The organism is Nocardioides hungaricus, from assembly GCF_054782915.1.
In genome coordinates, this window is the sequence record NZ_BAAGRO010000026.1 from 127,437 (window position 1) to 148,800 (window position 21,364).

General features: G+C 71.0%; 20 protein-coding genes, 2 pseudogenes and 2 riboswitches. Of the genes and pseudogenes, 15 read left to right on the forward strand and 7 right to left on the reverse strand.

Translation table 11 applies throughout. The features are described from left to right. Window positions 1–114: 114 nt before the first annotated feature. Window positions 115–942 carry a CbtA family protein gene (locus tag ACYVKX_RS11650; RefSeq protein WP_460832265.1) on the forward strand — a complete coding sequence of 276 codons (828 nt, stop codon included), beginning with the start codon at window positions 115–117 and terminating at the stop codon, window positions 940–942. A 36-nt stretch (window positions 943–978) separates the two neighbouring features. On the opposite strand, the gene ACYVKX_RS11655 is transcribed toward ACYVKX_RS11650, so the two are convergent. Genes ACYVKX_RS11655 through cobN form a run of 6 tightly spaced genes read right to left on the reverse strand, consistent with a single transcriptional unit; the run spans window position 979 to window position 8,736 of the window. Further along, complete coding sequence (locus ACYVKX_RS11655; protein ID WP_460832267.1) at window positions 979–1,632, reverse strand: (2Fe-2S) ferredoxin domain-containing protein; 654 nt, start codon at window positions 1,630–1,632, stop codon at window positions 979–981. 32 nt (window positions 1,633–1,664) lie between these two features. Then, entirely contained in the window at window positions 1,665–2,186 is a 522-nt protein-coding gene (locus tag ACYVKX_RS11660; RefSeq protein ID WP_460832270.1) for a bifunctional adenosylcobinamide kinase/adenosylcobinamide-phosphate guanylyltransferase, read from the reverse strand. After that, window positions 2,183–2,917 carry a cobalt-precorrin-6A reductase gene (locus tag ACYVKX_RS11665; protein WP_460832272.1) on the reverse strand — a complete coding sequence of 245 codons (735 nt, stop codon included), beginning with the start codon at window positions 2,915–2,917 and terminating at the stop codon, window positions 2,183–2,185. The genes ACYVKX_RS11660 and ACYVKX_RS11665 overlap by 4 nt, the downstream gene beginning before the upstream one ends. Beyond that, the gene (locus tag ACYVKX_RS11670) at window positions 2,914–4,392 is read right to left on the reverse strand and encodes a cobyric acid synthase (protein ID WP_460832276.1); all 1,479 of its coding nucleotides are present in this window, start codon (window positions 4,390–4,392) and stop codon (window positions 2,914–2,916) included. Before ACYVKX_RS11670 ends, ACYVKX_RS11665 begins: the two co-directional genes overlap by 4 nt. Beyond that, a complete protein-coding gene (gene cobF, locus ACYVKX_RS11675) occupies window positions 4,389–5,117 on the reverse strand; it encodes a precorrin-6A synthase (deacetylating) (RefSeq protein WP_460832279.1) in 729 nt (242 codons plus the stop codon). Before cobF ends, ACYVKX_RS11670 begins: the two co-directional genes overlap by 4 nt. Before the next feature lie 7 nt (window positions 5,118–5,124). Continuing rightward, window positions 5,125–8,736, reverse strand: coding sequence for a cobaltochelatase subunit CobN (gene cobN / locus ACYVKX_RS11680; protein ID WP_460832282.1), 3,612 nt, complete (start codon window positions 8,734–8,736; stop codon window positions 5,125–5,127). A gap of 38 nt (window positions 8,737–8,774) precedes the next feature. Next, window positions 8,775–8,883, reverse strand: a riboswitch (cobalamin riboswitch). A 17-nt stretch (window positions 8,884–8,900) separates the two neighbouring features. On the opposite strand from cobN, the gene ACYVKX_RS11685 reads away from it, so the two are divergent. From ACYVKX_RS11685 to ACYVKX_RS11730, 10 genes are all read left to right on the forward strand, one after another. Beyond that, on the forward strand, window positions 8,901–9,479 hold the full coding sequence (locus ACYVKX_RS11685; RefSeq protein ID WP_460832285.1) for a histidine phosphatase family protein: 579 nt from the start codon (window positions 8,901–8,903) through the stop codon (window positions 9,477–9,479). A 5-nt stretch (window positions 9,480–9,484) separates the two neighbouring features. After that, on the forward strand, window positions 9,485–10,237 hold the full coding sequence (gene cobA, locus ACYVKX_RS11690) for a uroporphyrinogen-III C-methyltransferase (RefSeq protein ID WP_460832289.1): 753 nt from the start codon (window positions 9,485–9,487) through the stop codon (window positions 10,235–10,237). A 120-nt stretch (window positions 10,238–10,357) separates the two neighbouring features. Further along, a riboswitch (TPP riboswitch) is annotated at window positions 10,358–10,467 on the forward strand. After that, entirely contained in the window at window positions 10,436–11,074 is a 639-nt protein-coding gene (gene thiE, locus ACYVKX_RS11695; protein ID WP_460832292.1) for a thiamine phosphate synthase, read from the forward strand. It overlaps the preceding riboswitch by 32 nt. Then, a complete protein-coding gene (gene thiO, locus ACYVKX_RS11700) occupies window positions 11,071–12,192 on the forward strand; it encodes a glycine oxidase ThiO (RefSeq protein ID WP_460832295.1) in 1,122 nt (373 codons plus the stop codon). Before thiE ends, thiO begins: the two co-directional genes overlap by 4 nt. Next, window positions 12,189–12,377: a sulfur carrier protein ThiS gene (gene thiS, locus ACYVKX_RS11705; RefSeq protein ID WP_034228030.1), complete on the forward strand. Its 189-nt coding sequence runs from the start codon at window positions 12,189–12,191 to the stop codon at window positions 12,375–12,377. The genes thiO and thiS overlap by 4 nt, the downstream gene beginning before the upstream one ends. Before the next feature lie 5 nt (window positions 12,378–12,382). Beyond that, on the forward strand, window positions 12,383–13,141 hold the full coding sequence (locus ACYVKX_RS11710) for a beta/alpha barrel domain-containing protein (RefSeq protein ID WP_173406168.1): 759 nt from the start codon (window positions 12,383–12,385) through the stop codon (window positions 13,139–13,141). Continuing rightward, complete coding sequence (locus ACYVKX_RS11715) at window positions 13,138–13,722, forward strand: thiamine phosphate synthase (protein WP_224131733.1); 585 nt, start codon at window positions 13,138–13,140, stop codon at window positions 13,720–13,722. The genes ACYVKX_RS11710 and ACYVKX_RS11715 overlap by 4 nt, the downstream gene beginning before the upstream one ends. Then, window positions 13,719–14,531 (forward strand): bifunctional hydroxymethylpyrimidine kinase/phosphomethylpyrimidine kinase, encoded by an 813-nt coding sequence (gene thiD / locus ACYVKX_RS11720; protein ID WP_460832299.1) that lies wholly within the window; start codon window positions 13,719–13,721, stop codon window positions 14,529–14,531. The genes ACYVKX_RS11715 and thiD overlap by 4 nt, the downstream gene beginning before the upstream one ends. Then, entirely contained in the window at window positions 14,531–16,216 is a 1,686-nt protein-coding gene (thiC, locus tag ACYVKX_RS11725) for a phosphomethylpyrimidine synthase ThiC (RefSeq protein ID WP_460832301.1), read from the forward strand. The genes thiD and thiC overlap by 1 nt, the downstream gene beginning before the upstream one ends. A 272-nt stretch (window positions 16,217–16,488) precedes the next feature. Next, window positions 16,489–16,635, forward strand: a complete 147-nt coding sequence (locus tag ACYVKX_RS11730) for a winged helix-turn-helix transcriptional regulator (RefSeq protein ID WP_224131772.1) — start codon at window positions 16,489–16,491, stop codon at window positions 16,633–16,635. Window positions 16,636–16,988: 353 nt separating this feature from the next. Here the strand turns inward: ACYVKX_RS11730 and ACYVKX_RS11735 are convergent. Beyond that, window positions 16,989–17,246, reverse strand: a pseudogene (locus ACYVKX_RS11735) (transposase); the annotation flags it as partial. 772 nt (window positions 17,247–18,018) lie between these two features. Here ACYVKX_RS11735 and ACYVKX_RS11740 point away from each other — a divergent pair. From ACYVKX_RS11740 to ACYVKX_RS11755, 4 genes and pseudogenes are all read left to right on the forward strand, one after another. After that, window positions 18,019–18,975, forward strand: a pseudogene (locus ACYVKX_RS11740) (AAA family ATPase); the annotation flags it as partial. Next, window positions 18,972–19,421, forward strand: coding sequence for a thioredoxin (gene trxA, locus ACYVKX_RS11745; RefSeq protein WP_460832303.1), 450 nt, complete (start codon window positions 18,972–18,974; stop codon window positions 19,419–19,421). The pseudogene ACYVKX_RS11740 and the gene trxA, both read left to right, overlap by 4 nt. After that, window positions 19,421–19,699: a UBP-type zinc finger domain-containing protein gene (locus ACYVKX_RS11750; RefSeq protein ID WP_460832305.1), complete on the forward strand. Its 279-nt coding sequence runs from the start codon at window positions 19,421–19,423 to the stop codon at window positions 19,697–19,699. The genes trxA and ACYVKX_RS11750 overlap by 1 nt, the downstream gene beginning before the upstream one ends. Continuing rightward, on the forward strand, window positions 19,677–21,353 hold the full coding sequence (locus ACYVKX_RS11755) for an FAD-dependent oxidoreductase (RefSeq protein ID WP_460832307.1): 1,677 nt from the start codon (window positions 19,677–19,679) through the stop codon (window positions 21,351–21,353). Before ACYVKX_RS11750 ends, ACYVKX_RS11755 begins: the two co-directional genes overlap by 23 nt. Window positions 21,354–21,364 lie beyond the last annotated feature (11 nt).

Here is a 21,364-nt window from a genome sequence, read left to right on the forward strand (position 1 = left end):
CTGAGCGCTCTTCGGCGCGATAGCGACCCCGAACAAGCGCGGCGGGGCTGTTGACGACCTTCTCGCGCGCGGCGCCGACGTCGGCGCCGCGCTGCTTCCTGAACGGAAACCAGCATGACCGCACGTGCATTTCTCATCCGTGGTCTGATCGCCGGCCTGGTTGCCGGCATCGCCACCTTCTTCGTCGCGTACTCGGTGGGGGAGCCCCACGTCGAGACTGCCATTGCCCTCGAGGAGTCAGGCACCGCAGCCGAGGAGGCGCCGACCGACGCGTCCCACGACCATGGCGACGAGGCCGCCGGAGGCCACAGCCACACGCACAGCCACTCTCACGGTGACGAGGGCGAGGATACCGAAGTCTCCCGGGACAGCCAGCGGACCTGGGGCCTGCTCACCGGCAGCCTCGCCGTCGGACTCGCGCTCGGCGGCATCGTCGCCCTCGTCGCGGCCGGCACCATCGGCCGCATGGGCCGGCTCCAGCCCGGCCAGTCCACCGCCCTGATCACTCTGCTCGGCTTCGTCGCCTTCGCCCTGGTGCCGTTCCTGAAGTATCCGGCAAACCCGCCGGCGGTCGGAAGTGGTGACACCATCGGCGACAGGACGGCGCTCTACTTCGGCTTCGTGGTCGTCTCGGTCCTGACGGTCATCGCCGCGACGTACGTCGCGCTGAGGCTGCGCAACCGCCTCGGCACCTACGGTGGCGTCGTCGCCGGTGCAGCCGGCTACCTGGCCGTCATGGTCGTCGCCGGCCAGCTCTTCGCCACCGTCAACGAGGTCGGCGACTTCCCGGCCGACACGCTCTGGTTCTTCCGCCGGGCGTCACTGTTCACGCTGGCCACGATGTGGGGCGTGATCGGCGTGGTGCTCACCGGACTGGTCGGTCGGCTCTACGCCGCGCAGACGGAGCGGGCGCAGCGGCGCGCGCTAGCCGCGAGCCTCTGACGGCCGTCCCGCGAACCAACCTGTCGGCTCCTGCGCTCAGCGCGGGAGCCGGCGGCTTTCCACGGGAGTGTCGGCCAGCAGGTGGTCGAACACGATCCGGCGGGCCGCGGGGGGATCGACGCCGCCGTACCAGACGTCGTCGGGCTGCACGCTGACGACCGGGGCCTGGTTGCAGGGGAACTGACAACCAGTGTGGGTGACCAGCACGTCATGGTCGCCGAGCCCGGCCTCCATCAGTCCGAGGATCAGCGCGCGGGCCGTCTCGTCGGATCCGCGGGCCGTGCACCGCGGGCCGCGGCAGATGAGCACCTGGCGCCGGTGGCGGGTCACGTCCTCCCAGGCGGTCGAGGTCAGGCCCGGCTCGGCGCCCGAGATCGGCCTCAGGTCGAACAGCGCGAGCTCGATCTCCTCGATCGTGGAGGCCAGCCGGGTCGCAACCTCGATCACCGGGCGGTGCCCGGCGCGCTCGCGCCACCAGTGGGAGGCGATCCTCCGTAGCCATGACTGCCCAGGGGCGAGCGGGCCGAGGCTGATGCCGGCGAGGCTGATCGTGGTGGCGCCGGCGTCCGCGAGCCGGGTGAGCTCGCGCGAGATCGATGGGTCGCCCATCTGCAAGAAGGCGACGCCCGCATGGTGGCGGGCGGCCGCCGCCAGCAGCTCGTCGCGACGGTCGACATCGGAGACGGACATGCCAACGAGAAGCAGCGCGGTGCCTGGCTGGGTCATAGCCGGACCACCCTGCCTGCGATCACCAGGTGCACCTCGTCGCAGGCCGCCGCGATGCGCTGGTTGACCAGTCCGAGCAGGTCCCGGAAGAGCCGACCGGACTGGTGCTCGGGGACGACGCCCAGGCCGACCTCGTTGGTGACGAGAACGGTGTCCTCTCCCTGGTCGCGAACAGCGAGGACGTCCGCTGTCTCTTGCGCAACGTGTCCGATCACGTCGGTGATCTCGTCCGCCGGCGCACCCCAGAGGCCACGCTCGTCGAGCACCGCCGTGAGCCACGTGCCCAGGCAATCGACCATGACGTGCCCGTCCGTGCGCGCGAGCACTCCGACGAGGTCGTGGGACTCGACAGTCGTCCAGTCGACAGGCCGCCGCGCCCGATGGGCGGCGATCCGCGCGGCCCAGTCGGCGTCGTCCTGGACCGGCCCTGGGGCGAGGTAGGTGACCGGTCCGGTCAGGAGCGACTCCGCGTGACGGGACTTGCCGGAGCGGACTCCGCCGGTGACGAGCACTCTCACGACTGCTCCCTGACCCAGGCGACGGCATCGTCCACGTCGTGCACGGTCGGCACCCGGACCGGGCACGCGGGACGCCGTACGACGACCACGGCGACGTCGAGCTCGGCGGCGGCCTGCATCTTGGGCCACGTGTAGCTGCCGCCTGAGTCCTTGGTGACGAGGACGTCGATGGCGTGCTGCCGCATCAGGGCGAGCTCGCCGTCGAGGGTGTAGGGGCCACGGCTGGTCAGCAGCGTCCACGTCTCGGGCAGGTCGAGGGCGGGACGGTCGACGACCCGGGCGAGCACGGCGTGGCCGGACAGCGCGGGGACGAAGCGAGCCAGCTCCTGGCGGCCGACGGTGAGGAACGGCCGCGCACCGAGCGAGGCGGCCAGCGTGCTCGCCCGTTCGTGGTCGTCGACGTAGTGCCACCTCGGGTCTGGCTCCCAACCGGGCCGCTCGAGCCGCAGCAGGGGGACGTCTTCGAGGCGACAGGCGGCTACGGCGTTGGCGCTCATGCCGAGGGCGAAGGGATGCGTCGCGTCTACCACGGCGTCGTACTCGGCGAGCGCGGCCCGCAGACCTTCGACTCCGCCGAAGCCGCCGATGCGCACCTTCCCGACCGGCAGACGCGGCTCGGCAACCCGGCCGGCCAGGGAATTGGTCACCTCGATGCCGCTGTCGCGATCGTCGACGAGCCGGGCGGCGAGGTCGCGGGCCTCGCTGGTGCCTCCCAGGAGCAGCAGCCTCACGGGGAACCTCCTGGGGGTAGGACGGGCAGGCCGGCTGGTGTGCCGTCGCGGGCGAGTGTCAGCAGTGCGTCGACGTCGAGGTGCTCCTCGACCAGGTCGCCCAGCCGGTCGAGCCTGGCGTCGCGGGCGGCACCGAAGCTCACCGCGGACGGCTCTCGGCCCAGCAGTTCGGACAACAGCGCACCCCGCAGCGCGTCGCCCTCGAGGCTGCCGTGCCACATCGTGCCGAAGACCTTGCCCGCGCGGGCTCCGCCGAGGAACTCCTCGCCACCGGCGCGGGTGATCCGGCCGTGGTGGACCTCGTAGCCCGAGGCGGGTGCGCCCAGGGCGGCGCCGGTGGGCAATCGCAGCACCTTCTCGGCGGCGAAGTCGGTGCGGACGTCGAGCAGCCCCAGCCCCTCGACCTCGGCACCCGGCACGCCCTCGACACCGGCGGCGTCGGTGATGGTGCGGCCGAGTATCTGGAAGCCGCCGCAGATGCCGAGCACCGGGCGACCTCGGCGGGCGTGGTCGAGGATCGCGGCGTCCAGGCCCCGTGCGCGCAGCCAGGCCAGGTCGCTGATCGTCGAGCGGGTTCCCGGCACCACGAGCAGATCGGCATCGGCGACGTCGCGGGGATCAGAGACGAAGACGACGTCGAGGTCGGGCTCCAACCCGAGCGCGTCGACGTCGGTGAAGTTGCTGATTCGCGGCAGCCGCACGACCGCGATCCGGAAGGCGGCCTCACCGCTGGAGCGACGACCGTCCAGGTCGAGGGCGTCCTCGGAGTCCAGCCACAGGCTCGGATCCCACGGCAGTATGCCGAACACCCGACGGCCCGTCAGCCGCTCCAGGGAGTCCAGGCCGGGGGAGAGGAGCGCCAGTTCGCCACGGAACTTGTTGACCACGAAGCCGGCCACCAACTCCTGGTCGGCGGGCTCCAGGAGCGCGACCGTGCCGTACATCGCGGCGAAGACACCGCCGCGGTCGATGTCGCCCACGACCACGGTGGGCAGCGATGCGTGCCGGGCCAGCCCCATGTTGACGTAGTCGCCGGCGCGCAGGTTGATCTCGGCCGGGCTCCCTGCTCCCTCGGCCACGATGACGTCGAATCGCGCGGCGAGGTCGTCGTACGCGGTGTGTGCGGCCGTGGCCAGGTGACGTCGGCCGGTCTCCCAGTCCGCCGACGAGACCTCGCCGGCGGGGTGGCCCATCAGGACGACATGGCTGCGCCTGTCGCTGCCGGGCTTGAGCAGCACCGGGTTCATCGCCGGCTCCGGGGCAACGCGGGCAGCCAGTGCCTGGACCCACTGTGCCCGGCCGATCTCGGCGGTCGTGCCGTCGGCGGCGGCGCAGACCATCGAGTTGTTCGACATGTTCTGGGCCTTGTACGGCGCCACCTTCACGCCACGTCTCGCGAAGGCGCGGCACAGGCCGGTGGTGACGACCGACTTGCCGGCGTCCGAGGTCGTCCCGGCGACGAGCAGACCGCTCACGGCTGCGTCTCCCGCGCCCGCAGCAGATAGACGTCCATCAGCCAGCCGGCCGCTGTCTTCGCCCGCTCGCGCGCCGCTTCGATCGAGGGCAGCACGTCGGCGACCCGCCCGGCGATGAGCTCCTCGGAGTCGGTGCCGAGGTTGGCACCCCACCAGATCGAGCAGTCGTCGAGTCCGGCCAGGTCGAGGGTGCCGGTGAGCATGACGCAGAGGTTGGTCTGGCCGGCCGTCAGCTCCTCGCGGAGCCGCCGGCCGGTGGTGATGTGGACCGGGCGCCCGACAGGGTGCAGAACGATCCGGTGGCGGGCGGCCAACAGCTGCGGTGCGCTGACGCCCGGCAGCACGTCGTACTCCAGCGGCATCCGCTCGGCGAGCCGGTCCACGACCCGGATCGTCGAGTCGTAGAGCGACGGATCACCCCAGACGAGGAACGCCGCCGTGCCACCCCGCTCGCGCAGGACCCGCTCGTAGGCCGCCACCCGAGCCTCGTGCCAGTCCTTGACGGCCTTCGCATAGTCGACCGGATCGGCCCGATCCCGCTCGGGATCGGGGACCGCGACCACCTCGACGCCGTGCTCGGCCGCGATGGCTCGGCGGACCGAGAGCAGGCCGTCGTCCTCGCGCTTCTCGGCGGCGAGGACGTAGTCGCACGACCGGAGTGCGTCGGCCACCTCCGGGGTGACGTGCTGCGGCCCCATGCCGACGCCGAGAACGCGGACCCTCACCGGGCGTTCACTCGCGGTCTTCGAGGTCGCCCTCGACCTCGAGGTAGACCTGCTGCATCGCGGCCAGGGTGTCGGCGTCGGGCTCGGCCCACAGTCCGCGCTCGGCGGCCTCGTGAAGTCGCTCGACAATGCCGCGCAGTGCCCACGGGTTCGACTTGCGCAGGAACTCCTGGTTCCGCTCGTTGAGGACGTACTCCTGAGCGAGCTTGTCGTACATCCAGTCGTGCACCACCCCGGCGGTGGCGTCGAAGCCGAAGAGGTAGTCGACGGTGGCGGCCAGCTCGAAGGCGCCCTTGTAGCCGTGCCGCTGCATGGCGGCGATCCAGCGCGGGTTGACCACCCGAGCCCGGAAGACGCGGGCGGTCTCCTCCGACAGGGTGCGGGTGCGGATCGCGTCCGGCGAGGTGGAGTCGCCGACGTACGCCTTCGGATCGGCACCGGTCAGCGCGCGGACCGTGGCGACCATGCCGCCGTGGTACTGGAAGTAGTCGTCGGAGTCGGCGATGTCGTGCTCGGCGGAGTCGACGTTCTTGGCGGCGACCTTGATGCGGCGGTAGTTGGCGCGCATGTCGTCGGCGGCCGGGGCACCGTCGAGGTCGCGGCCGTAGGCGAAGCCGCCCCAGGCGGTGTAGACCTCGGCGAGGTCGTTGTCGTCGCGCCAGGTGCCGGACTCGATGACCTGCAGGATGCCGGCGCCGTACGACCCGGGCTTGGACCCGAAGATGCGGGTCCTCGCGCGGCGGGCGTCGCCGTGCTCGGCCAGGTCGGTGGCGAAGTGGGCGCGCACGTAGTTCGCCTCGGCCGGCTCGTCGAGTTCGGCCACCATCCGCACCGCGTCGTCGAGCATCGCCACGACGTGGGGGAACGCGTCGCGGAAGAAGCCCGAGATCCGGACGGTGACGTCGATGCGCGGGCGGCCGAGCTCCTCGAGCGGGACGACGACCAGCTCGCGGACCCGACGGGACTCGGCGTCCCACTCCGGACGCACCCCGAGCAGCGCCAGCACCTCGGCGACGTCGTCCCCGGAGGTCCGCATGGCGCTGGTGCCCCACACCGACAGTCCGACCGACGTGGGATAGGTGCCGGTCTCGTCGAGGTACTTCTGCACCAGTGAGTCGGCCATCGCCTGGCCGGTCTGCCAGGCCAGCCTGCTGGGGACGGCCCGCGGGTCGACGGTGTAGAAGTTGCGGCCCGTCGGCAGCACGTTCACCAGGCCACGCAGGGGAGAGCCGGAGGGCCCGGCCGGCACGAACCCGCCAGCGAGCGCGTGGAGGACCGCGTCGAGCTCGCCGGTCGTCCCGGCCAGGCGGGGGACGACCTGCTCGGCCGCGAACCTCAGCACCTGCTGGACCTCCGGCGCGTCATGCAGCGTGGTCGCGAACGTCGGGTCCCAGTCAGCCGCCTCCATTGCCTCGACCAGCGCCCGGGCCCGCGCCTCCGTCTCGTCGACGGCCCGGAGATCGGCGCCATCCTTGAGGCCGAGCGCGGCCCGCAGGCCGGGGACCGCGTTGCCGACGCCGCCCCACACCTGCGCGGCGCGCAGGATGGAGAGCACCAGGTTGACGCGGGCCTCGCCGGTCGGCGCCGCGCCCAGGACGTGGAGGCCGTCGCGGATCTGGGCGTCCTTGATCTCGCACAGCCAACCGTCGACGTGGAGCAGGAAGTCGTCGAACTCCTCGTCGTCGGGGCGCTCCTCCAGGCCGAGGTCACGGTGCAGTTGGGCGGCGTGCATGAGCTGCCAAATCTCACCCCGGATGGCCGCCAGCTTGGCGGGGTCCATCGCGGAGATCTTGTCGTACTCCTCGAGCAGGCCCTCGAGTCGTGCGATGTCGCCGTAGGACTCCGCGCGCGCCATGGGCGGGACGAGGTGGTCGACGATCGTGGCGTGCGCGCGTCGCTTGGCCTGCGCGCCCTCGCCGGGGTCGTTGACCAGGAACGGGTAGATCAGCGGCAGGTTCGCGATGGCGGCGTCGGGGCCGCAGGCGGCGGACAGTGCGGCGTTCTTGCCGGGCAGCCACTCCATCGAGCCGTGCTTGCCCAGGTGCACCACCGCGTGTGCCCCGAAGCCCCCGGCCTGGACATCCGCCCCGAGCCAGCGGTAGGCCGCGAGGTAGTGGTGGCTGGGCGCCAGGTCGGGGTCGTGGTAGATCGCGACCGGGTTCTCGCCGAAGCCGCGCGGAGGCTGGATCAGGATCACGACGTTGCCGGCCCGCAGGGTGGCGAGCACGAGCTCGCCGTCATCGTTCACGAACAGGCCGCCCGGTGACTCGCCCCACGCCTCGACCATGGCGTCACGCAGAGACGCCGGAAGGTCGGCCGTCCAGGCGTCGTACGCCGCCTTGCCGATGCGCACGTGCGCGTCGGTGAGGTGTGCGTTGGTGAGCCACTCCTCGTCCTGCCCACCGGCGGCGATGAGGGCATGGATCAGCGCGTCGCCGGCCTCGGTGTCTTCGGGCAGGTCGAGGAGCGGCAGCACCGGGTTGTCGGTGCCGAGGTCGTAGCCGTCCTCACGCAGGCGGCGCAGCAGCCGGATGGCCGAGACCGGCGTGTCGAGGCCGACCGCGTTGCCGATCCGCGCGTGCTTGGTGGGGTAGGCGCTCAGCATCAGCGCGATCCGCTTCTCGCCGGTGGGCACCCGCCGCAGGCTGGCGTGGTTGACCGCGATGCCGGCCACCCGAGCGCAGCGCTCGGAGTCGGCGACGTACGCCGGCAGACCCTCGGCGTCGATCTCCTTGAACGAGAACGGCGCCGTCGTGATCCGGCCGTCGAACTCCGGGATGGCGATCTGGCTGGCGTAGTCGAGCGGGCTGATCCCGTCGTCGGAGGCCTCCCACTCAGCCCGGCTGTTGGTCAGACACAAGCCCTGCAGCACCGGGATGTCGAGAGCCGCCATCCGCTCCACGTCCCACGCCTCGTCGTCACCGCCGGCACCGGCCGTGGCAGGGGCGCTGCCGCCTGCCGCGAGCACCGTCACGACGAGGGCGTCGAGCGTCCCGAGCGCCTCGTAGAGGTCATCGGGCGCCGAGCGGAGCGACCCGGCGAAGATCGGGACGCCGACCGCTCGGCCGGTCGCGTCGATCGCGTCGGCGAGGGCGTGCGCGAACGCGTTGTTGCCGCTGGCCTCGTGCGCGCGGTAGTAGAGCACGCCCACGCGCGGCAGGTCGCCGTCGCCGGCGGTAGGTCGGTCGGCGTACCCCCACGCCGGGATCGCCACGGGCGCCTCGAACCCCTCGCCGGTCAGCAGCACGGTGTCGGAAAGGAAGGCATGCAACTGAGCGAGGTTGGCCGGACCGCCCTCGGCCAGGTAGCGGTGTGCCTCGGCTGCCGTCCCCATCGGCACCGTGGAGAGCTCCATCAGCTCGGCGTTCGGCTGCTGCTCGCCGCCGAGGATCACCAGCGGGGTGCCGGCCTCGCGCACGGTCGAGAGGCCGGGCCACAGGTCGTGAGGCGAGCCGAGCAGGCGTACGACGACGAGGTCGGCCCCGGCGATGAGTGCCGTGAGCTCGGCGTCGGTGCTGCGGGCGGGGTTCCCCCAGACATAGCCGGCGACACTGGCGCGAGCAGACAGCAGGTCCGTGTCGGAAGTCGACAACAGTGCGATGCGGGTAGGCGCAGCCATGGGCCGGTTTCCTCCTCCGGGGTTCTCGCCCCGTCAATCGGTCGGATCAGCCCATGGCCAGTGTCTGGCTGCGTCTTGTCGACGTCACAGTGGCGGAACCGCCCCGGACTCTCACCGGGTTCCTGCACCACGAGCAGTCCGCAGCCTACGGGAGAATCACCGCCATGCCTCACCCGGTCTACCTCGTCCGCCACGGCCAGTCGCAGTGGAACCTCCGCCGCCTGACCCAAGGACAGACGGCACATCCGCCGCTGACCGATCTCGGCCGTTCGCAGTCGGCTGCGGCGGCAGAGCTGATCGCGGCGGATCTGAAGGGCCTGGGCCTGGCCGCGAAGCGCCTCCTCAACAGCGACCTGACCCGCGCGGCGGAGACCGCCGCGGTAATCGGCCGCCGGCTGCAGTTGACCCCGGAGTCGGACCCCCGCCTCCGCGAGCAACATCTGGGTGACCTGGAGGGCCGAACGTACGAGGAGACCTGGGCCGCAGCGGAGACCTTCGACTGGTCGGACCCGACGCAACCGATCGCGGGTGGCGAGTCGCTCATGGACGTGTACGACCGCATGGGTGCTGTGCTCGGCGACCTCGACCGCGGCTCCGTATCCGTCCTCGTGTCGCACGGGGACGCGATACGGTCCGCCGTCGCGTACCTCCAAGGCATGAAGCCACACGAAGCACCGTGGGTCGACGTCCCCAGCGGCGCCGTGGCCCGCATCGACGATGACCTCACCTGGCTTGGACAATGACGCTCATGCCTGACCAAGCCCTTTGCCTTGACCCAGCCTCCTCCGCCGGAGTCACACTCGTCGGCGCCGGCCCAGGCGACCCGGACCTCATCACGATCGCTGGCCTCAAGGCGCTGCTCGGCGCGGATGTCGTCGTGACCGATCGGCTGGTGTCTCATGAGTTGCTTGCAAGGCTCGCTCCCGATGTGGAGCTCATCGACGTCGCCAAGTTCCCGCGCAGCCGGTTCACCGCCCAAGAAGACATCAACGCCGTCCTGCTCGACCGGGCGCGAGCCGGAAAGAGGGTCGTCCGCCTCAAGGGAGGCGACAGCCACGTTTTCGGCCGAGGGTTCGAGGAGGTGCTTCACCTGCAACAAGCCGGGGTCCCGGTCCGTGTCATCCCCGGCCTCTCCTCGTCCATCTCCGTACCAGCGCTGGCGGGAATTCCCGTCACACACCGAGGTGTCGTCCACGACTTCACCGTCGTCTCAGGACACGTACCGCCCCGCCACCCTGAAAGTCTCGTCAACTGGGACGCCCTGGCCGCATCAAGAGGCACGATCGTCCTGATGATGGCCGTCCAAAACGCCGCTGTGATCGCCCAGACCCTCATCGTTGGCGGACGCGACGCCGGCCAGTCCGCGGCCATCGTCATGGACGGATCCTTGGCGAGCGAGCGGGTCATCCGCACGACCTTGGGTCAGCTCGGAAAGTCGATCGAGACCGAGAAGGTACGCCCGCCGGCGATCATCCTGATCGGCGACGTCGCCGGGCTCTGACCTGCTCAGCTCACTGGTTGGCCTCACCGCGGGTCGGCGTGGTTGTCACGCAAAATGCGGGACGGCTGTGCCGTCCGGCTGACCTCCTTCCGAGAGAGCTTGCACGGCTGCTACGATCGTCGCATTCCACACGGGAGCCCGAGGCATCGGGCTGAGATGGGGCTGGAGCCGCTCTGACCGTCGAACCTGATCCGGGTAATGCCGGCGAAGGAAGTGAGGAGCGACGTGCTACCGCGCATTCATTGCATCACCCACTTCGGGTCGTACGACGACGAAGCAATCGCCGTGCTGGAGGCCGTGGTCCGCCAGGGCGTCGACGCGGTCCAGGTCCGGGCGAAGTCGCTGTCGGACCGTCAGATTGTCGCGTTCACCCGCATCCTCGTGGATCGCCTTGCCGGGACCTCGGTGCGCATCATCGTCAACGACCGCGTCGACCTCGCACTTGCCGCCGGCGCGGACGGTGTCCACCTCGGCCGTGATGACGTCCCCGTCGCCGCGGCGAGACGCCTGGCACCGCAGGGTTTCCTCGTCGGCGGCACTTGCCGGAACGCCGATCAGGCCCGTGAGGCGAAGGCGCAGGGCGCCGACTACGTGGGTGTTGGGCCCGTCTATCCCACGACCACGAAGAGCGGTCTCCCCAACCCGATCGGGTTGGAGACGCTGCGTGATGCGGCTCGGGTCCTGCCGGCGATCGCGATCTCTGGCATCAACGCCGAGCGCGTGCCCGAGGTGATGGCGGCCGGGGCCTACGGGGTCGCGGTGGCGTCGGCCATCTGTCGATCACCTCAGCCCGCCATCGCCGCGAGAGGACTCGTCGACGCCATCGCGCTCGCATGAGGGTGGGGGTGATCGGTGCCGGCATAGTCGGTCTCGCCTGCGCGGAGGAGCTAGTGCGCTGCGGGCACGACGTGCGGGTGTTCGATCCCGACCCGGGCGGCGGCGCCACCCGGGCGGCGGCCGGGATGCTCGCCCCGGCCGGTGAGGCCTGGCACGGTGAGACCGACCTGCTCAGGCTCGGCGTCGCCTCTGCGCGACTGTGGCCGGAGTACGCGGCTCGACTGCAGGCCGCCTCCGGCGTGGACATCGACCTGCGCACCGCGGGCACGCTGCTGGTGGGGCAGGACCACGACGACCTGCAGCAGATGCGACGCACGCTCGAGGTCCTCGCGACCCAAGGCATCGCCTTCCAGGAGCTCGACCGGCGAGAGGCACGCGCGCACGAGCCCACCTTGTCGCGGGTCGCCGGCGCGACCCTGCTTCCCGAGGATCACAACGTCAACCCGCGCCTGGTCGCCGAGGCCCTCCTGTGCCTGCTGGGTGACCGGGTGGTCCGTGCCCGGGCAACGGTGCTCGACGGGGGAGTCGCCTTCGCGGACGGGACCGAGTTCGGCTGCGACGCGGTGGTCGTCGCGACCGGGGCCGAGGCCCGAAGCCTGGTGCCGCAGGTCCGACCGGTCCGGGGAGAGACGATCCGGCTGCGGGGGGCCGACCGGCCGTCCCGGGTCCTGCGCGCGCGGGTGCACGGCGAGACGGTGTACGTCGTGCCGCGGGCGGGCGGCGAGGTCGTGGTGGGTGCGACCGAGGAGGAGCATGCCTCGGAGCCGGTGGCGACGCTCGGGGCGGTGGTGCGGCTGCTGCACGCCGCGCGCACCCTCGTCCCCGGGCTGGAGAGCGCCGAAGTCGTCGAGATCACCGCCCGGCATCGCCCCGGCACCCCCGACAACGGGCCGCTGATCGGACCGCACCCCGCGGTCGGACCCGTGCGCCAGGTGCTGGCTGTCGGCCACTACCGCGGTGGCGTGCTGTTGGCTCCGGTGACCGCTCGGGCCGTGCGGGCCTACGTCGAAGGTGGTGACGTACCAGCCACGGTGCGGCGGTTCGTGCCGAGCCGGTTCTCGTCGTACGGCTCCGGAAGTCTCACGCCGGCACCTCACGGAAGGGTGGTCGTGCCATGAACATCAAGGTCAACGGGACACCGCGGGTGGTGGAGGAGGAGGCGACCCTGCACAGCCTCGTGCCGTCCGCGCGAGGGGTGGCAGTCGCGCTGAACGGCGCCGTGGTTCCGGCGGCGGCGTGGCACGACACTCGGTTGTCGGAGAACGACGCGGTGGAGGTCGTCACCGCCCACCAGGGCGGGTGACTGGGATGCGGGTGGCGGGTATCGACCTCCCCGGGCGGCTGTGGATCGGCACCGGGGGTCTGACCAGCACCAGCCTCGTGGGTGAGATCGTCGAGGCGGCCCGGCCCGGTCTGGTGACCGTCTCGGTGCGGCGCACCTCCGACACCGAGCGCGGCGGGCTGCTCGACATGCTCCGGGCGCTGGGTGTGCGCATCCTGCCGAACACGGCGGGATGCCTCAGCGCCCGGGAGGCCGTGCTCACCGCTCAGCTGGCGCGCGAGGCACTCGAGACCGACTGGGTCAAGCTCGAGGTGATCGGCGACGAGACGAGCCTGATGCCGGACGCCGTCGAGCTGCTGGACGCGGCCGAGACGCTGGTCCGGCAGGGATTCACGGTGCTGCCCTACACCAGTGCCGACCCGGTCCTCGCCCGGCGCCTGGTCGACGTCGGCTGCGCGGCCGTCATGCCGCTCGGATCTCCGATCGGCACGGGCCGTGGCCTCGACGACCCCAGGGCCATCGAGGCCGTGCGCGCCGCTGTCGCGGTTCCCGTGGTCCTGGACGCCGGGATCGGCACCGCCAGCGATGCGGCGCTCGCGATGGAGCTGGGATGTGATGCCGTGCTGGCGGCCACGGCGATCACCCGGGCGGACCGTCCCGCCCAGATGGCCGCGGCGTTGCGGGCGGCGGTGGGGGCCGGCGAGATGGCACGCCGGGCCGGTCGCATCCCCCGGCTCACCACCGCTCGCGCGTCGAGCCCGATGGCGGGCCGGGTGGGCACATGAACCTGCCCCGCGTGCTGCTGCTCACCGACCGCAGTCAGCTTCCCGCCGGCCGCGACCTCGTGGGCACCGTGGCCGCGTGCGTCGATGCGGGGCTCGACGCGGTGGTGCTGCGCGAGCTCGACCTGCCCGAGGACCAGCGGCAACGGCTCGCCCGCGCGCTCGGCGCGGCCGGGGTCGCCGTGCTCAGCGCTCGCACCCGGCTGGACGGAGTGGCCGGCGTGCACCTGGCAACGGCGCAGGCGCGCCCCGACGAGGGGCCTCCCCTCCCGCACGGACGTTCATGCCACGACGACGCCGAGATCCGCGCCGCCGTGTCCGGCGGTGCGTCGTACCTCACGATCTCGCCGGTCGCCGCGTCGGCGTCCAAGCCCGGCTACGGCCCCGCGCTCGGCCTGCCCGGCCTCCGACGTGCCGTGACGCTCGCAGGACACGTGCCGGTCTTCGCCCTGGGAGGGGTCGACGAGCAGAACGCCGCGGACCTGCGGAACGCGGGTGCCCACGGGGTGGCCGTCATGGGTGCCGTCATGCGCGCCGACGACCCCGGCGGCGCCTTCCGGCGGATCTCGCAGGCTGTCCGGTGAGCAGCCCGCTGGTCGCACTGACCGTCGCCGGCACCGACTCCGGCGGTGCCGCCGGGGTGGCCGCCGACCTGACGACGTTCGCGGCGCTCGGTGCGCACGGGGCCTGCGCCGTCACGGCCGTGACCGCCCAGGACACCGTCGGAGTGCGCCGGGTCGTGCCGCTGTCGGCCGACGATGTCCGGGCCCAGATCGACGCCGTCCTGGAGGACCTGCCGGTCGCCGTGGTCAAGACCGGCATGCTCGGGTCCGCCGAGGTCGCCGCAGTGGTGACCGACCTGCCGCCCGGACTCCCGCTGGTCGTGGACCCGGTCCTGGTCGCCACGAGCGGTGCGGAGCTCGGCGATGCCGCAGTGGTGGCCGCCTACCGCGACCACGTCCTTGCGCGAGCCACGGTCGTCACGCCGAACTTCGACGAGGCGCTCCGGCTGACCGGCGCCGGTCCGGCGGATCCGCGGGAGGACGTGGCTCTGGCCCTGCATGCGCTCGGGCCTGCGGTCGTGCTCACCGGTGGTGACGCCGAGGCCCCGACGTGCCGCGACGTGGTGGTGGACGCCCGCGGTCGGGTGCGGACGGTCGAGTACGCCGCCGTACCCACGACCAACGACCATGGCACCGGGTGCACGTTCGCGGCGGCCCTCGCCGTCCACCTGGCCAGCGGCGCCGACCTGATCGACGCCGCCACCGCCGCCCACACATTCGTGGCGGCCGCACTGCGCACCAGCGCCGACTGGCGTCTCGGTCGCGGCCGCGGCCCGGTCGCCCACACGTTCACCCCAGCCCGACACAACCCGCCCACCCAGGAGAAGTGATGCAGATCCACCCGAGCCACAGCACCGTCCACCGCAGCGGATCGCGAGCCGACATCCGTGTCCCGTTCACCCGGGTCGCGCTGACCAACGGCGAGACGTTCGACAGATACACCACCGCCGGACCGGGCAGCGACCCCGAGGTGGGCCTGCCGCCCCTGCGGGCCGCCTGGGTCGCCGAGCGTGGCGACATCGAGGAGTACGCCGGGCGCGAGACCCAGCTGCTCGACAACGGCAAGGCCGCGCTCCGGCGGGGCGAGGCGCGCGAGCAGTGGCGGGGGACGAGGCCTCGTCCGCGCCGCGGCGCCGGCGTCGTCACCCAGATGCACTACGCCCGCCAGGGACGGGTTACCCCGGAGATGGAGTACGTCGCGATCCGTGAGGGCTGTGACGTCGAGCTGGTCCGCTCCGAGGTGGCAGCCGGGCGCGCGATCATCCCGGCCAACGTCAACCATCCCGAGGCCGAGCCGATGATCATCGGACGCCGGTTCCTGGTGAAGGTCAACGCCAACATCGGCAACTCCGCGGTGACGAGCTCGATCGCCGAGGAGGTCGACAAGCTCACCTGGGCGGTGACCTGGGGTGCGGACACGGTGATGGACCTGTCCACCGGGGACGACATCCACACCACCCGCGAGTGGATCATCCGCAACTCCCCGGTCCCGATCGGCACCGTGCCGATCTACCAGGCCCTGGAGAAGGTCGACGGCGACGCCAGCAAGCTGACCTGGGAGGTGTTCCGGGACACCGTCATCGAGCAGTGCGAGCAGGGCGTGGACTATATGACCATCCACGCCGGCGTGCTGCTGCGCTACGTGCCGCTGACCGCCCAGCGGATCACCGGGATCGTGTCTCGTGGCGGTTCGATCATGGCCGGCTGGTGCCTCGCGAACCACGAGGAGAACTTCCTCTACACCCACTTCGACGACCTGTGCGAGATCTTCGCCCGGTACAACGTGTCCTTCTCGCTCGGCGACGGCCTCCGTCCCGGCTGCACCGCCGACGCCAACGACGAGGCGCAGCTCGCCGAGCTCCGCACCCTGGCGGAGCTGACGCAGCGCGCCTGGGAGCACGACGTGCAGGTGATGGTCGAGGGCCCCGGGCACGTGCCGCTGAACCTGGTGGAGGAGAACGTCGTCCTGCAGCAGGAGTGGTGCCACGACGCGCCGTTCTACACCCTCGGGCCGCTGGCCACCGACATCGCGCCCGGCTACGACCACATCACCTCTGCCATCGGCGCGGCGGCGATCGCCATGCACGGCACCGCGATGCTGTGCTACGTCACCCCCAAGGAGCACCTCGGCCTGCCCAACCGCGACGACGTGAAGACCGGGGTGATCACCTACAAGCTCGCCGCCCACTCGGCCGACGTCGCCAAAGGTCACCCCGGTGCCCGCGACTGGGACGACACGCTGTCACGTGCCCGTTTCGAGTTCCGCTGGCACGACCAGTTCGCGCTCTCCCTGGACCCGCACACCGCCGAGGCGTTCCACGACGAGACCCTCCCGGCCGAGGCCAGCAAGACCGCGCACTTCTGTTCCATGTGCGGGCCGAAGTTCTGCTCGATGCGGATCAGCCAGGACGTCCGCGACTACGTCGCGACGGGCATGGCCGAGAAGTCCGCACAGTTCCTCGAGCTCGGGAGCTCGGTCTACGTGGACGACGAGACTTACAGTGCAGCCCCGTGACCTGGCAGCGGCTGGTACCCCTCATCGGTTACCAGGCCCGGCGGTGGAGCGGGCCGTGACGCGGTCGCTCCGGGTGGCAGCTGGATTTGATCGCGCCCTCTTAACCTCCGGTGTGACGCTGCTGAGCCCGACGCTCAGGGGAGCGTTCACCGCAGCGACCGTGATGAGGTTGCCTTATGGACCTCTCGGCCGAGTGTCGCGCCGCGCGACATGATGAGGATGTCGCACAGCTTCGGCGTGTGCCCGCGCTGCGGGAGATGGTCGCAACGGGGATGAGTCAGCGGGAGATCGCAACGGCGCTCGGAATCAGCCAGCCCGCAGTGAGTCAGCACGTGAATGCAGCTTCGGATCTGCCGAGCGTTCACCCGGAGAAGCGGATCGAGGCGGCTGCTCCAGTGCTATCGGCGTATCGCCGATGATGCGGGCTACGGGAAGCTCGCGGTCTTCGGTCGGTGGCGTACCGGGAGGCTGGGCAGGAATCCGATATCGACCCGCTGGTCGAGCGGGAGGGGACATCGTCGTTCGAATTCGTCCGATTCAAGCAGGGTCAAGTCGCAGCTCGCGGCTGATCGTCGATGCTGCGCGGCCCAACTCCCGCCCGATCGCTGTCGGCCCGAGACCCGGCTGGCCAGGTCGGTGATCCGGACCCGCTCGTCCTCGGACAGGAAAACGAGGCGAGATTCGACGTACAGCGAGCGGCTCCAGAGGTGGCACGACGAGCACCGGGAAGTGCCCCGCTGGGTGGTGGGCTTTGAGGGTTGATCCTCGGTGCCTACTCGCCGCTGTTGATCGCGGCGACGGTGCCAGTATCGCCGTTGGGCTTGAGGAGTGCCATGGAGCCTTCGGAGAAGGGGCGGCGGTCGCCTGATTGCCATTCGTCGTGCAAGTCGGCCAGCACGGCGCCGACCAGGCGGATCACCGCGGCATCGTTGGGGAAGATCCCGACGACGCGCGCTCGACGCTTGATCTCCTTGTTCACCCGCTCGAGCGGGTTGGTCGACCAGATCTTCGACCAGTGCGACCGCGGGAACGCGTGAACGCCAGCACGGCGCGCCTGAGTCAAGAAGTTGGCGGCAGGCGGCACCGAATCGTATCTGGTCAGGTGGAGACGGACCTACCGCGTCGGGACGTGACGTAACTCGTCACCGCGCAGGCGGGGCGCTAGGACTGGGGGGCACTATCGAGAGATTCGAGTCGTGTCGCGAATATGTCCCGAAAACGCGAGCGCAAGCCGTCAGACGAGCACGCACGGCGTCAAGAACTCGGGGTCCGAGGATGCTCCGTTGCCGGACGTTCGTGCAGGTCACGGCCCATGTCAGCAAGCCTGGTCAAAGCACTCTCTAGCGCGATGGCGACGCGGGCGGCGTCCAGAGGTCGCAGGTTCAAATCCTGCCCCCGCTACTGAAAACTGGCCCGTGACCTGCGGAAACGCAGGTCACGGGCCACTGGTCATTTGAACCATTACGGCTTGTGTCGCGCTTTCGTGACCCAGAAACCCCGTTGGTCGCGAAGCGAGGCGCGGCCCGACGGGGCCCGACGGGGCCCGAGTGACGACGCGGTCCATAGCCAGAGGGGTTGCGTCAGGGCGACAAGTGTCTGGTCCTGATCGACGACGTCGAGCCGGCGCTGGTCCGGGACCGGGCTGTCGGACAGCCGGGCCCGGACTACTCGCGCCGATCGGCGCTGCTCGACGTCGAGCGGACCTCGGACGCCTACCCCCGCACGGGTGAGTTCACCATCGAAGACATGACGTCGTTCCTCGCCGAGAGCGTGGACTCGGCGGTCGAGGACCAATTCGGCAGGAAGGGGAGCGCGACAAGCTGCTACGCCTCGACGAGGTGCTCCACGAACGCGTCATCGGCCAGGACCAGGCGGTCCAGCTGGTGGCCGACGCCGTCGTCCGCGCCCGCTCAGGCATCAAGAACCCCCAGCGGCCGATCGGGTCGTTCATCTTCCTGGGACCCACCGGCGTCGGCAAGACGGAGCTGGCCAAGACGCTGGCCGTCGCCCTGTTCGACACCGCGGAGAACATGGTCCGAATCGACATGAGCGAGTACCAGGAGCGGCACACCGTCAGCCGGCTGGTCGGAGCACCGCCCGCGTACGTCGGCTACGAGGAGGGCGGTCAGCTCACCGAGGCCGTGCGTCGCAAGCCCTACTCGGTGGTCCTGCTCGACGAGATCGAGAAGGCCCACGTCGACGTCTTCAACACGCTGCTCCAGGTGCTCGACGACGGCCGCCTGACCGACTCCCACGGCCGCACCGTGGACTTCCGCAACACCGTGCTGATCATGACCTCCAACATCGGCTCGGAGTACCTCCTCGACGGCGTCACCGCTGACGGCGAGGTCAAGGACGACGCGCGTTCGATGGTGATGCGCACCCTGCAGGCTCACTTCCGCCCGGAGTTCCTCAACCGCGTCGACGAGATCGTGATGTTCAAGCCGCTCACGCTCGCCGAGATCGAGCGCATCGTCGACCTCCAGCTCGAGGAGCTGCGCGAGCGGCTGGCCGGCATGCGGATCACCCTCGACGTCACGGCCGCCGCACGTCGCTTCATCGCCGACCAGGGCTTCGACCCGGCGTACGGCGCCCGCCCGCTGCGACGGTTCATCTCCCGGGAGGTGGAGACGGAGGTCGGCCGCGCGCTGCTGCGCGGCGACGCTGTCGACGGTGGCGCGATCTCGGTGGACGTCGCCGACGGGAGGCTCACGGTGACCGCGGCAGGTAGTCCGTCCGATGGGAGGGCCGTGGCATGACCGCGACCACGCAGAAGTCGACGACGGTCCAGTGCGGCAACTGCGGAGCAAGGAACCGCGTTCCCGTGGCTGCCGAGGGCACGCCACGCTGCGGGAAGTGCGGGACTCCGCTGCGCTGGGTTGTGGACGCCGACGACGACGAGTTCCACGCCGTCGTCGACGCGGCGAGCTTGCCGGTGCTGGTCGACGTGTGGGCTCCATGGTGCGGCCCCTGCCGGATGGTGAGCCCGGCCCTGGAGAAGCTGGCCGGGGAGCTGGCCGGCAGCCTCAAGCTGGTCAAGGTCAACGCCGACGAGAACCCGACCGTGAGCCGGCGGTTCCAGGTCCAGTCGATCCCGACCCTGGTGCTCCTCGACCGCGGCAAGGTCGTCGACAAGCAGATAGGGGCTCTTCCGGAGCACCGGCTGCGCTCATGGCTCGAGTCCAAGCTCCCAAAGGAGGGGTGATGACCGCCAACCCGACGCCCGTCAGCGCCGAGCCGCACCTGGGAATCATCCGGGCCGTGCGGCCGCCCGCCCGGCGCGAGTGCCCGCAGTGCGTGCAGCTTGGCACACCATGGGTGCACCTGCGCCAGTGCCTGACCTGCGGCCTGGTCGGCTGCTGCGACTCGTCACCGCTGCGACACGCGCGCGCTCACGCCGCCACCACGGGACACGTCATCGTGCGTTCGATCGAGCCGGGGGAGAACTGGAGATGGTGCTATGTCGACGAGCAGTTCGTCTGAGCTCGAGCTGGAGGACCTGCCCGAGACCCCCGACTCCACCGGCGCCTACCCCCGGCTCAGCGACGAGCAGGTCATGCTGCTCTCGCGCGCCGGCGGGCGGAAGGCGCTGACCAGGGGCACCACGCTGTTCTGCGCGGGAGACCGCGACTGCGGGATGTTCGTCGTCCTGGACGGCCGGGTCCGGGTCGTCCAGGAAGAAGGGCCTGCGGCGGAGTCACGGGTGCTCGCCGTCCACGGGCCAGGTCGCTTCGTGGGTGACCTCTCCATGCTGACCGGCCAGGCCGTCTACGTCACCGCCCTCGCCCAGACCGATGTGGACGTCCTCGAGGTGCCCTACGACCGGCTCAAGGCGGCGGTCACCCAGGACCAGGCGCTCGGAGACCTGATCCTGCGAGCCTTCATCATGCGGCGCACCATCCACGCCATCCTCGGCGCCGGGCTCCGGATCATCGGCTCCCGCTACTCGGCCGACACCCGCCGGTTGAGGGACTTCGCGAGCCGCAACCGCATCCCGTGCCGCTGGGATGACGTGGAGGAGGACCCCGATGCCGAGGCCACCCTGCGGGCCTTCGACATCCCGCCCGACCAGACACCCGTCGTGATCTGGAAGGGGCGGACGGTCCTGCGGAACCCCAGCAACACGGAGCTGGCCGAGCTCCTCGGCCTGCGAGCGGCGCCGAGCCGGTCGGCGTACGACCTGGTCGTGGTGGGCGCCGGCCCGGGTGGCCTGGCCGCGGCGGTGTACGCCGCCTCCGAGGGGCTCTCGACGGTCGTCCTGGACGCGCTCGCCACCGGCGGGCAGGCGGCCACGTCGTCCCAGATCGAGAACTACCTGGGGTTCCCGGCCGGTATCACCGGGGCGGAGCTCGCCGACCGGGCCGTGGTGCAGGCCCGCAAGTTCGGCGCCGCCTTCAGCATCCCAGGCGAGGCGACCTCCCTCACCCAGGCCGACGGGTACCACGTGGTGGGGCTGGCCGACGGAGGAGACCTCGTCGCCCACGCCGTGCTCGTCGCCACGGGGGTGCGCTACCGACGTCTCGACGTCCCGGGGCTGGATCGTCTCGAGGGCAGCAGCGTCTACTACGCCGCCACGGAGTCCGAGGCCCGGTTGTGCCAGCAGGACCCCGTCACCGTCGTGGGGGGCGGCAACTCCGCGGGCCAGGCGGCCTGCTTTCTGGCTCGTCGGTCGCCGGTGGTCAACCTGGTCATCCGGCACGACGACTTGGGGAGGGACATGTCCCGCTACCTGGCCGACCGTGTCGAGCAGTCGCCGCGCATCAAGGTCTGGCGCCACACCGAGGTGAGCGAGCTCATCGGCGACGAGGCGCTCGACGAGGTGGTGCTGCATGACCTCCGCACCGATGCGAAGCATCGCGTCCCGACGACGGCTCTGTTCGTGCTGATCGGAGCGGCTCCCTACACGAGCTGGCTCCAGGGAGAGATCCCGCTGGACGCCAAGGGATTCATCCTCACCGGGCCCGCGGCCGACGGCTCCGACGGCTCCGACGGCCTGTTCGAGACCCGCCGCCCAGGCGTGTTCGCCGTGGGCGACGTGCGCAGTGGTTCGGTCAAGCGCGTCGCCTCTGCCGTCGGCGAGGGCGCGGGCGTGATCCGCCAGGTCCACGAGTTCCTGGAAGCCGAGGGACGCCGCTGAGGATCCGCTCG